General features: G+C 69.6%; 12 protein-coding genes. 5 read left to right on the top strand and 7 right to left on the bottom strand.

The window, feature by feature from the left end:
* Nucleotides 1–25: 25 nt before the first annotated feature.
* On the top strand, nt 26–772 hold the full coding sequence (locus E4T13_RS26845; protein ID WP_137181415.1) for an SDR family NAD(P)-dependent oxidoreductase: 747 nt from the start codon (nt 26–28) through the stop codon (nt 770–772).
* A gap of 136 nt (nt 773–908) precedes the next feature.
* Nucleotides 909–1316: a cytochrome-c oxidase gene (locus E4T13_RS26840; protein ID WP_137181414.1), complete on the top strand. Its 408-nt coding sequence runs from the start codon at nt 909–911 to the stop codon at nt 1314–1316.
* A 6-nt stretch (nt 1317–1322) separates the two neighbouring features.
* Here the strand turns inward: E4T13_RS26840 and E4T13_RS26835 are convergent, their stop codons facing one another.
* The 6 genes from E4T13_RS26835 to E4T13_RS26810 all read right to left on the bottom strand — a co-directional run bounded on the left by E4T13_RS26835 (nt 1323) and on the right by E4T13_RS26810 (nt 8162).
* The gene (locus E4T13_RS26835; protein WP_137181413.1) at nt 1323–1709 is read right to left on the bottom strand and encodes a hypothetical protein; all 387 of its coding nucleotides are present in this window, start codon (nt 1707–1709) and stop codon (nt 1323–1325) included.
* Between the two features lie 60 nt (nt 1710–1769).
* Nucleotides 1770–3644 carry a potassium transporter Kup gene (locus tag E4T13_RS26830; RefSeq protein ID WP_240791313.1) on the bottom strand — a complete coding sequence of 625 codons (1875 nt, stop codon included), beginning with the start codon at nt 3642–3644 and terminating at the stop codon, nt 1770–1772.
* 89 nt (nt 3645–3733) lie between these two features.
* A complete protein-coding gene (locus E4T13_RS26825) occupies nt 3734–4486 on the bottom strand; it encodes an amino acid ABC transporter ATP-binding protein (protein WP_170985331.1) in 753 nt (250 codons plus the stop codon).
* A gap of 85 nt (nt 4487–4571) precedes the next feature.
* A complete protein-coding gene (locus E4T13_RS26820) occupies nt 4572–5723 on the bottom strand; it encodes an amino acid ABC transporter permease (RefSeq protein WP_137181411.1) in 1152 nt (383 codons plus the stop codon).
* Between the two features lie 3 nt (nt 5724–5726).
* The gene (locus E4T13_RS26815; protein WP_137181410.1) at nt 5727–6932 is read right to left on the bottom strand and encodes an amino acid ABC transporter permease; all 1206 of its coding nucleotides are present in this window, start codon (nt 6930–6932) and stop codon (nt 5727–5729) included.
* A gap of 189 nt (nt 6933–7121) precedes the next feature.
* Nucleotides 7122–8162, bottom strand: coding sequence for an amino acid ABC transporter substrate-binding protein (locus tag E4T13_RS26810; protein ID WP_137181409.1), 1041 nt, complete (start codon nt 8160–8162; stop codon nt 7122–7124).
* Nucleotides 8163–8364: 202 nt separating this feature from the next.
* Here E4T13_RS26810 and E4T13_RS26805 point away from each other — a divergent pair, with 202 nt between their 5' ends.
* Nucleotides 8365–9306: an ornithine cyclodeaminase family protein gene (locus tag E4T13_RS26805; RefSeq protein WP_137181408.1), complete on the top strand. Its 942-nt coding sequence runs from the start codon at nt 8365–8367 to the stop codon at nt 9304–9306.
* 25 nt (nt 9307–9331) lie between these two features.
* Here the strand turns inward: E4T13_RS26805 and E4T13_RS26800 are convergent, their stop codons facing one another.
* Nucleotides 9332–9730 carry a metallopeptidase family protein gene (locus E4T13_RS26800; RefSeq protein ID WP_137181407.1) on the bottom strand — a complete coding sequence of 133 codons (399 nt, stop codon included), beginning with the start codon at nt 9728–9730 and terminating at the stop codon, nt 9332–9334.
* Between the two features lie 52 nt (nt 9731–9782).
* Between E4T13_RS26800 and E4T13_RS26795 the strand changes: the two genes are divergently transcribed.
* Both E4T13_RS26795 and E4T13_RS26790 read left to right on the top strand, forming a co-directional pair.
* Nucleotides 9783–10073, top strand: a complete 291-nt coding sequence (locus E4T13_RS26795; RefSeq protein WP_137181406.1) for a 4a-hydroxytetrahydrobiopterin dehydratase — start codon at nt 9783–9785, stop codon at nt 10071–10073.
* A gap of 114 nt (nt 10074–10187) precedes the next feature.
* Nucleotides 10188–11309 carry a branched-chain amino acid ABC transporter substrate-binding protein gene (locus E4T13_RS26790; RefSeq protein WP_137181405.1) on the top strand — a complete coding sequence of 374 codons (1122 nt, stop codon included), beginning with the start codon at nt 10188–10190 and terminating at the stop codon, nt 11307–11309.
* Nucleotides 11310–11342 lie beyond the last annotated feature (33 nt).

Raw genomic sequence — 11342 nt, 5'->3', positions numbered from 1 at the left:
GGCGCATGACGGAAGGGCGGACAAGATGACGGCATTCACGGGCAAGCGCGTGCTGGTGGCGGGCGGTAGCAAGGGGATCGGGCGCGCCATCGCGCTGGGCTTCGCACGACAGGGCGCCGCCGTTTCCATCTGCGCGCGCGGCGCCGAGGCGCTGGAGGCGACGCGGGCGGAGATCGCCGCGCTCGGCGTCGGCGCCCATGCACTCCCCACCGACCTTGCAGAAGCGCAGGCGGTCACGCGCTGGGTGATGCAGGCCGCGGCGGCGCTGGGCGGCGTGGACGTGCTGGTGAACAACGCCTCCGGCTTCGGCGCGCGCGACACGGAGGAGGACTGGGCGAAGGGCCTGCAGGTGGATGTGATGGCGACGGTGCGCGCCAGCCGCGCCGCCGCGCCCCTGCTGCAGGCGGTCGGCGGCTGCATCGTGAATGTCTCCTCGATCTCCGGCTACCGGCCTTCGCTGCGCAGCCCGGCCTATGCGGCGGTGAAGGCACTGCTGATCAACTACACGCAGAGCCAGGCCGCGGCCTTCGCGCAGCAGGGCGTGCGGGTGAATGCCGTGGCGCCCGGCTCCATCGAGTTCCCCGGCGGAAGCTGGGAACAGCGGCGCACGACCGATCCCGCCCTCTACAACCGCATCCTGGACTCGATCCCCTTCGGCCGCCTCGGCACGCCGGAGGAGGTGGCGGATGTCGTGCTGTTCCTGGCCGGCCCGGCCGCGCGCTGGGTGACGGGGCAGACCATCGTGGTGGATGGCGGGCAACTGCTGAGCTGACCCGCCCCCGGGCGCTCAGGCGCATTTCACCTGTTTCGAACGCTGTCACGCGCGCAACCCGATTCCGCGCCGCGTGGCATCAGGCCGAAACATCGCGCCGCGATACGGGCGGGACCTTCCAAGGAGAAAACCGTCCATGTCCCGCCTTCCCCTGCTGTTCCTCGTCACCGCCGCGACCTGCATGGTGGCCGGCGTCATGCTCGGCATCGGCATGGGCATGGCGCATGACTTCCGGCTGATGCCGGTGCATGCGCACACCAACCTGGTGGGCTGGGCATCGCTGGCGCTGATGGGTCTCACGCTGCGCGCCTGGCCCGCGCTGGCCGAGGGCAGGACGGCGATGCTGCAATTCGCGCTGTCCGCCGGATCGGCGCTGGCCTTTCCCGTGGGCATCTACTTCGCCGTGATCCATGAGGCGCCGGGGCTGGCGATCGCGGCCGGCATGGTCTGGCTGCTCGGCGCGCTGCTGTTCCTCGGGCGGCTGCTGCGCCTGCTGCTGGTTCCGGTGCCGCGGCGCGCGGCGGCGATGCTGCCGGCGGAGTGAGTCGCCCTATCCCTCCCGCGCGCTGACATTCACCACGCGCCAGGCGGTCTCCTCGCCGTCGGGCGCGCGCAGCGTCAGCACCTCGCCCGGGCGCAGCGGGCCGGACGCATCGAGGATGCGATGCGGCGGCGCGTCGGCCGCCGGGCCGTCGGCGCCGAAGAAGCGCAGCTGCCAGCCATCCTCGTCATGCGCGACGTCGCCAGGCTCCGCCGCCTGGCCCGGTCCGACGCGCTGCGCGGGCCAGGGCTCGGGGTCCTGCTCCCAGGCGAGCATGTCGGGGCGGCCCTGCGAATCCAGCACGATGCCGAACTCGATGTGCCCGGCCTCCTCCGCCCGCTCGCCGGCGTCCCAGGCACGGGCCAGCGTCACCGTCACCAGCCGCTCGGCCGTCACCCCGCGCTCCTTTCCCGTCCAACCCACGCGCCGGCACAACGCCAGGGCGCGGGCGGGAGTTCAGATCGCCACCCGCACCCCCAGCTCCACCACACGGTCGGACGGGATGCGGAAATACTCCGTCGCGGCGATGGCGTTGCGGCTGAGCAGCGTGAACAGCCACTGCCGCCAGCGTGACATCTTCGGCACCGCGGCGGCGACCACCGTCTCCCGCCCCAGGAAGTAGCTGGCCTGCATCGGCTCGAAGGGGATCCCGACATCCTTGAGCGATTCAAGCTCCTTCGGGATGTTCGGGCTTTCCTGGAAGCCGTAGCGCAGGATGACGCGATGGATGCCGGGGGCGAGTTCGGTCACTTCGCGTCGATCCTCGGCGCGCGGCACGTCCTCGTTCACGACCGTGACGAACAGCACCCGTTCGTGCAGCACCTTGTTGTGCTTCAGGTTGTGCAGCAGTGCGCCGGGGACGAAATCCTCCTGCCCGGTCATGAACACCGCGATGCCGGGCACCCGCACCGTGCGGCTCTGCGGCAGGCGCGCGAGGAAGGATTTCAGCGGCAGGCTGTCCTGGCGGAAGCGCGCGAAGAGCAGCTCCCGCCCCTGCTTCCAGGTCAGCATCAGCGTGAAGGTCACGATGCCGAGGATCAGCGGCACATAGCCGCCATCCGGGATCTTCAGCGCGGTCGAGATGAAATAGGCCAGATCGAGCAGCCACAGCGGGCCGAACACGCCGAGCACGAAGACCCAGGGCCAGCCGAAGGCGCGGCGGAAGACGAGGATCGCGAGGCTCGAGGTGCAGAGGAAGGTGCCCGTCACCGCCAGGCCGTAGGCCGCCGCCAGGCTGTCGGAATTGCGGAACTCCAGCACCAGGATCACCACGCCGATCAGCAGCATCATGTTGACCTGTGGCATGTAGATCTGGCCCTGCTCGGTTTCGCTGGTGTGCTTCACGTCGAGCCGCGGCAGGAAGCCGAGCTGCACGCATTGCCGCGCGATCGAATAGGCGCCGGAGATCATGGCCTGGCTGGCGATGATGGTCGCAGCCGTTGCCAGCACGACCAGCGGCAGGCGGAACCATTGCGGCGCCAGCAGGAAGAAGGGGTTCTCGATCGCGGCGGGGTCGGAGAGCAGCAGCGCGCCCTGGCCGAAATAGTTCAGCGACAGCGCCGGCAGCACGAAGGCGACCCAGGCGCGCACGATCGGCTTGCGGCCGAAATGGCCCATGTCGGCATACAGCGCTTCCGCCCCGGTCACCGCCAGCACGACGGAGCCAAAGGCGATGAAGGCCGCAAGCTTGTAGTGCATGCAGAAGGTGACGGCATGGTGCGGCGACAGCGCCACCAGCACTTCCGGCTCCTTCACCACCTCGATCAGGCCGAGCAGGCCGATGACGCCGAACCACAGGGCGCAGACCGGGCCGAAGATGCGGCCCATGCTGCCGGTGCCACGGTACTGCACCAGGAACAGGGCGAGCAGGATGCCGAGCGCGATCGGGATGACCAGGTCCTCGAAGGCGGGCGAGATCACCTTTAGCCCTTCGACGGCCGACAGCACGGAGATGGCCGGCGTGATGATGCCGTCGCCGAAGAAGAGCGAGGCGCCGGCGATGCCGATCAGCGCGACGACCCACCGCCCGCGCGGTGTCGCCGCATGCCGCTGCGCCAGCGCCATCAGCGCGAGGATGCCGCCTTCGCCGCGGTTGTCGGCGCGCAGCACGAAGGTGACGTATTTGATCGTGACGGTCAGGATCAGCGACCAGAAGATCAGGCTGAGCAGCCCGAGGATCTCCCAGCGCTCGATCCCGTCATCCGAGAAGTGCAGCAGGGCCGCGCGCAGGGCGTAGAGGGGGCTGGTGCCGATGTCGCCATAGACGACGCCGAGCACGCCGATGAGGGCGGCGACCGTCACCGGACGGGCGGCCGCGGGAGAGTGGCTCAAGATCGCGCTCCGGTAGCGGAACGCGCATACGCATAGAGCCGGGCGCGGTGGCGGCGCAAGCGCGGCGCCCCTGCCGCCGTGCCCCGGTCCTAGTGGCCGCGCAGGATCTGGCTGAGGAACAGCTTGAGGCGGTCGGTCTGCGGGTTGCTGAAGATCGCCTCCGGCTCGCCGCTCTCCACGATCTCGCCCCGGTCCATGAACACCACGCGGTCCGCGACCTGGCGCGCGAAGCCCATCTCATGCGTCACGCAGATCATGGTCATGCCCTCGTTGGCGAGCATCACCATGGTGTCCAGCACCTCCTTGATCATCTCGGGGTCGAGGGCGGAGGTCGGCTCGTCGAACAGCATGATCTTCGGCTTCATGCAGAGCGCGCGGGCGATCGCCACGCGCTGCTGCTGGCCGCCGGAAAGCTGGCCCGGATACTTCTTCGCCTGCTCCGGGATGCGCACCCGGGTCAGGTATTCCATTGCCAGTTCCTCGGCTTCGCGCTTCGGCATCCGGCGCACCCAGATCGGCGCGAGGGTGCAGTTCTCCAGGATCGTCAGGTGCGGGAACAGGTTGAAGCTCTGGAACACCATGCCGACCTCGCGCCGGATCGCGTCCAGGCTGCGCAGGTCGTCGGTCAGCTCGATGCCGTCCACCATGATCCGGCCTTCCTGGTGCTGCTCCAGCCGGTTGATGCAGCGGATCATGGTGGACTTGCCGGACCCCGATGGCCCGCAGACCACCACGCGCTCGCCCGCCGCGACCTGGAGGTTGACATCGCGCAGCACGTGCAACGCGCCGAACCACTTGTTCACGCCGTCCAGCACGATCGCCGGCGGCGCATCCGTGCGCATGGCGGAGGCGATATGCACCTCGGTCGCAGTCTCACCCATTCGAACCCCCTGTCATCCTTTCGTCGCTGAGGCGCGGCGGCATCGGCTAGCGGCGCCGATGCCGGTTGAGGTCGCGCTCCAGCCCCTGGCTGTATTTCGACATGGCGAAGCAGAAGCAAAGGTAGATCAGACCGACGGTGATGTAGACCTCGATGCCGAAGCCCTGCCAGGCGGGTTCCACGATCGCGGTCTTACCGGCCGTCAGCAGGTCGAAGATGCCGATGATCAGCACCAGCGAGGTGTCCTTGAAGAAGCCGATGAAGGTGTTCACCAGCGGCGGGATCACCAGGCGCAGCGCCTGCGGCAGGATGATGAGGCCGGTCTTCTGCCAGTAGCTGAGACCCAGCGCATCCGCCGCCTCGTACTGGCCGCGCGGCAGCGCCTGCAGGCCGCCGCGCACCACCTCCGCCAGGTAGGCGCCGGCGAACAGCGTGATCGCCACCTGCGCGCGCAGCAGCTTGTCGATGTTCATGCCTTCCGGAAGGAACAGCGGGAACATCACGCTCGCCATGAACAGCAGCGAGATCAGCGGCACGCCGCGGATCAGCTCGACATACAGCACGCAGAGCATCTTGATCGCGGGCAGCTTCGACCGCCGGCCGAGCGCGACCAGGATCGCCAGCGGGAAGGCGAAGGCGAGGCCGAAGGTGGACAGGATCAGCGTGATCGGCAGCCCGCCCCAGCGCTCCTGCGGGACATAGCTGAGCCCGAGGATGCCGCCCCACATCAGGACGCCGATGACGGTCAGCGTCACCAGCCAGATCGGCACCAGCGTCCAGTTCCAGAAGCGCCGCATCGCGGAGACGACGTAGAGGCAGACGAACAGGACGCAGACCAGCGCGGGGCGCCAGTGCTCCTCGAAGGGATAGGTGCCGAACAGGATGAAGCGGTGCTTCTCCGTGATCACCGCCCAGCAGGCGCCGATGCCCTTGATCTCCCGGCAGGCCTGGGTCTGCGCCTGGCCGTTGACGACCGGCACCTCCCAGATCGCGTTGAGGAACGCCCATTCGACGATGCCGATGCTCCAGCGGACGATCAGGTAGCCGAGCAGCAGCGTGACGGCCGTGGAGAGCCAGCTTCCGAACAGGTTCTGCCGCGCCCAGGCGACGGCGCCTGTCGTGCGGATCGGCGCCTCCCGCGGCGCGGATGCGTCGCCGGGCACGCGGGAGACGGCAGTGTTGAGCGTGATGTCGGACATCGCTCAGCGCTCCACCAGCGCGATGCGCGCGTTGTACCAGTTCATGAACAGCGAGATGGACAGGCTGATCGTCAGGTAGACCAGCATGATGATCGCGATGCCCTCGATCGCCTGGCCTGTCTGGTTCAGCGTCGTGTTCGCGATGCTGACGATGTCCTGGTAGCCGATGGCGACGGCGAGCGAGCTGTTCTTCGTCAGGTTCAGATACTGGCTGGTCATCGGGGGCACGATCACGCGCAGCGCCTGCGGCAGCACGATCTTGCGCAGGATGTCGCCGCGCCGGAGACCCAGCGCCTCCGCGGCCTCCCACTGGCCCTGATTCACCGACTGGATGCCGGCGCGGACGATCTCCGCGATGAAGCCCGCGGTGTAGGTGACCAGGCCGATCAGCAGGGCGAAGAATTCCGGGCTGACGGTGATGCCGCCCTGGAAGTTGAAGCCCCGCAGCGCCGGGATGTCCGGCGTGAAGGGCGCGCCGAGCGCGGCCCACACCGCCAGCGGCAGGCCGATGATCAGCGCGACGCCCGCCGGCCACACCTTGCGCGGCTGGCCATCCGCATACTGCTTCGCGCGCGCCACGCGGGCATAGAGCCAGGTCAGCACGATGCCCACCACCATGGCCAGCAGCGCCAGCCAGTGCACGCTGGTCCATTCGATGAAGGGCAGCTTCATGCCGCGGTTGGAGAGGAACACGCCCTCCGCCGGGTTCAGCGCCTGGCGCGGCCCGGGCAGGCCCTGCAGGATGGTGTACCAGAACAGCAGTTGCAGCAGCAGCGGCAGGTCGCGGATCACCTCGACGTAGAAGGCGGCCAGCTTCGACAGCAGCCAGTTGTGCGACAGCCGCGCGATGCCCACCAGCGTGCCGAGGATGGTGGCCAGGATGATGCCGATCACCGCCACCTTCAGCGTGTTCAGCACGCCGACGGTCAACGCGCGCAGATAGGTGTCCGCGGGCGTGTAGGGGATCAGGCTCTCGCCGATCGGCAGCCCCGCCTCGCGCTGCAGGAACCCGAAGCCGGTCGCGATGCGCCGCACCTCGAGGTTGTGGACGGTGTTGGACCAGAGCCACCAGAAGACGCTCACCACCAGTCCGACGACGAGCAACTGCCAGACGATGCCGCGCAGCCTCTCGTCGCCCCAGGACAGGCGCAGCGGCCGCCGTGGCGGCCCTGCGGCGGAGAAGCGCGGATCCGACGTGGAGGAGGACATGGGCTCAGTCCCTTCGCGGCGCCCGGCCCGGCGCCGGCATGCGCGCGACCCTGCGCCGGGGGGCGCAGTGCCGGTCGGCGGCAGCCAGTCGGTCAGACATCCGTTGCGTCATTCGTCCGGTCATGCAGGCTGTCGCATAGGTTGCGAAGCAAGAAGGGGGCCACGATCGGCGCCGCGGCCCCCATGCCCTCACCGGAAGGGCGGCGGATACTGCAGGCCGCCCTGGTTCCAGAGCGCATTCGGCCCGCGCTGCAGCCCGATCGGCGCCAGGTTGCGCTGGAAGATCTCGCCGTAGTTGCCGAGGCCGCTGATGATGTTGACCATGAAGGCGTTGTCCACGCCGAGCATGCGCCCGAGGCCGCCGGTGCGGCCGACGAGGCGCTGCGCATCCGGGCGGTTGTCGCCCTGCACCGCCTGCTGGACATTGCCCGCATTGATCCCGAGTTCCTCGGCGGTCAGCAGGCCGTAGTGGATCCAGCGCACCAGATCCGCGAAGGCCTGGTCGCCATGCCGCACCAGCGGCCCGAGCGGCTCCTTGGAGATCACGTCGGGCAGGATGGTGTGCTCGGCCGGGCGCGGCTGGGCGGAGCGGGTGGCCGCCAGGCCGGACACGTCCGTCGTGTAGGCGTCGCAGCGACCGGCGACATAGGCCTGCACCACTTCCTCCAGCCGCTCGATCACGACCGGGGTGAAGTTGATGCGGTTGGCGCGTGCCCAGTCGGTCAGGTTCTGCTCGGTGGTGGTGCCCGGCTGCACGCAGATCGTCGCGCCGTCCAGTTCCTTGGCCGTCTTCACGCCGGTCGAGGCCTTCACCATGAAGCCCTGGCCGTCATAGAAGTTGATGCCCGTGAAGTCGAAGCCGAGCGAGGTGTCGCGCGACAGCGTCCAGGTCGTGTTGCGGCTCAGCATGTCCACTTCGCCGGACTGCAGCGCGGTAAAGCGATTCTGCGCCGTGGTCGGCACGTAGCGGACCTTGCCCGGGTCGTTGAACAGGGCGATGGCGACCGCGCGGCAATAATCCACGTCGAAGCCGCGCCAGACGCCCTGGCTGTCCGGCTGGGCGAAGCCGGCCAGGCCGGTGTTGACGCCGCAGATCAGCGTGCCGCGCTGGCGGATGGTATCGAGCGTCGGGCCGCTCACCGCGGGCTGGGCAAGGACCGGCAGGGAAATGGTCGCCGCGAGCGCGATCCCCCCTGCGGCGCGGGTCACGACACGGTGCAATGCCTTCATCGGCGTGTTCTCCTTCACGTGGTGCGGCCCGCCGGCTGCGGGCCGCCTCCCCCTCTGCTTCGTTGGCGAGACTGCGCCAGCCCTGCAAAGGGATCAACGGTGGTATTCTTTCAGGGCGGGGGAGGCCCGGCGTCAACACTGCCCCCTTCCCGCCCCGGCGCGGGGGTGCCAGACGATCGGCAGCCGGGAAAAGGGGGCACCCATGCGCCAGATCGGGGCGGAGGAACTGCGCAGGGCCCTGGCATGGCCGGCGCTGGAGGCGGCGCTGGAGCGGATCTTCCGGGAGGGCTGCGAAGCGCCGCTGCGCCATCGCCACGCCCTGCCCCAGGCCGAAGGGCCGGAGGGAACGTTGCTCCTGATGCCCGCCTGGGAACGGCCGGGCGGTGCAGGCCGGCAGCATTCCGGCGTGAAGATCGTGCATGTCCTGCCCGCGAACGGGGCACGCGGGCTGCCGGCGGTGCACGCCTCCTACCTGCTCTCCGATGCGGCCACGGGCGAGCCGCTGGCGCTGCTGGATGGCGGGGAGTTGACCGACCGGCGCACCGCCGCCGCCAGCACCCTGGCCGGCCGCTTCCTCGCCCGCCCCGACAGCCGCCGCCTGCTGGTGCTCGGATCGGGGCGGGTGGCGGCCGCGCTGGCCGAGGCCTGGTGCGACCGCTTCCCGATCACGGAGGCGGCAATCTGGTCGCGCAACCCGGACCATGCCGCCGCGCTGGCCGTGCGCCTCGCCGCGCATGGCCTGCCGGCGCGCGCCGCCGCCAGCCCCGATCCACGCGGCTTCGACATCGTCTCCGCGGCCACCCTGTCCGAGACCCCGCTGGTCCGCGGCGCCGAAGTCGATCCCGGCACGCATGTGGACCTGGTCGGCGCCTTCCGCCCCGCCATGCGGGAGAGCGATGCGGCCCTGCTCGCCCGCGCCACCCTGGTGCTGGACACCCGCGCCGGCGGGCTGGCCGAGGCGGGGGACGTGGTGCAAGCCATCGCCGAGGGCGCGATCACCGAGGCCTCGGTCGCCGCGGAGTTGGCCGAACTCTGCCGCAGCGCGCATCCGGGGCGCCGGCGGGAGGATGAGGTGACGGTGTTCAAGTCGGTCGGCTGGGCCGGGGAGGATCTTGCCGCGGCGATCCTCGCCTTCGGCGGGTGAAGGGCGGGCGCGGGGCGGCGGGCGTTCAGCCGCCGTCGCCTTCCAGCCGCTCGATATCCTCGTCGGAAAAGCCGAAATGGTGGGCGATCTCGTGGATCAGCACGTTGCGGACCAGGCGGAACAGGTCCTCGCCGGTCTCGATCCATTCCAGCAGGATCGGCTCGCGATAGAGGGTAACGGTGTCGGGCTCGGCGGGCACGTCCAGCACGCTCTTCATCGTCATCGGCGTGCCGCGGTAGAGGCCGGTCAGCGCCCAGGGGCTTTCCAGCCCGACCGCGCGGGCCGTCTCCTCATCCGCCACGTCCTCGACCAGGATGGCAGTGCCACGGACCAGGTCGCGCAGTTCCTTCGGGATCGCTGCGAAGGCCTGCTCGGCCAGTTCCACGATGTCCTCGATCGTCGGCGGGTGGTGGAAGCGCGGCATGGCGCATCCACCTCAAGCGGCATCGCCCCGTCAAGCCGGAGGAATCTCGTTCATGGTCGAGAAACTGGATGATGCCGCCCGCGCCGCCCTGCCGCGGACCCTGCCGCAGTGGCGGATGGTCGAGGGGCGCGACGCGATCCGCCGCGACTTCCGCTTCGCGGATTTTTCCGCTGCCTGGGGCTTCATGGCCCGCGTCGCGCTGCTGGCCGAGAAGCATGACCACCACCCCGAATGGTCCAATGTGTGGAACCGGGTGGAGATCCTTCTCACCACGCATGACGCCGGCGGGCTCTCCGCACGGGACGTCGCGCTGGCGCAGGCGATCGATGCGCTGCAGGGCTGACCGTTCCGGGGCCGTGACCCTCCGTTGCAAGGTCGGGCTGGCACGGCCGGGGCGGCTCGCCTAGGTTGAGGCAGGCGGCGCGGGCCGCGCCGGCAGCACAGGGAGAATAGCAAGATGCTGAAGCGCAGGACGGTGATGCTGGGCGCGCTCGGCGCGCCGGCCATTCTGGCGGGGAGCCGCGGCGCCCTCGCGCAGGGCAGCGGCCCGATCCGCATCGCAACCGCGGGGCCGATGACCGGCCAGTATGCGGCCTTCGGCGGCCAGATGCGCGCCGGCGCCGAGCAGGCGGTGGCCGACCTCAACGCCGCGGGCGGCGTGCTGGGCCGGCAACTGGCGCTCGAGATCGGCGACGACGCCTGCGACCCGCGCCAGGCGGTGAGCGTGGCGAACCAGATGGCCGGCCGGCGCATCGCGCTGATGGCCGGGCATTTCTGCTCCGGCAGCTCGATCCCGGCGCGCGACGTCTATGCCGAGGAAGGCGTGCTGCAGATCAGCCCCGCCTCCACCAATCCGCGCTTCACCGAGGAAGGCAAATGGAACACCTTCCGCGTCTGCGGCCGTGACGACCAGCAGGGCCAGGTCGCCGGGCGCTACATCGCGCAGAACATGCGCGACCGGAACATCGCCATCCTGCACGACAACTCCGCCTATGGCCGCGGCCTGGCGGAGGAGACGAAGAAGGCGATGAACGCCGCCGGCAAGCAGGAGACGCTCTTCAGCGCCTACAACCCCGGCGAGCGCGACTACTCCGCCATCGTCTCCCGCCTGCAGGCGGCCAATATCGGCGTGGTCTATGTCGGCGGCTACCACACCGAGAGCGGGCTGATCCTGCGCCAGGCCAAGGAGCGCGGGATGAACATCACGCTCATCGGCGGCGACGCGCTGGTGACCAACGAGTTCTGGCAGATCACCGGCGCGGCCGGCGAGGGCACGCTGATGACCTTCAGCTCCGACCCGCGCAAGCGCGCCACCGCGGCGCAGGTCGTGCAGGCCTTCCGGGCGAAGAACGTCGATCCCGAGGGCTATGTTCTCTACACCTATGCGGCGATCCAGATCTGGGCGGACGCGGCGAAGAAGACCAACGGCGTGGACCCGCGACGCATCGCGCAGGCGCTGAAGGCGCAGGGCCCTTGGCAGAGCGTGCTCGGCGAGATCTCCTTCACCGAGAAGGGCGACGTCACCGTTCCGGACTACGTGTTCTACGTGTGGAAGAACGGCTCCTACGCCGAGATGTGATCCGGCCTTCCCGCCGCCCTCTCCCTCCCCCGC

This window comes from Roseomonas sp. AR75, from assembly GCF_005222815.1.
Lineage (GTDB): Bacteria > Pseudomonadota > Alphaproteobacteria > Acetobacterales > Acetobacteraceae > Falsiroseomonas.
Note: the sequence above shows the minus strand (reverse complement) of the source record. Positions and strands in the feature narration are given on the sequence as shown.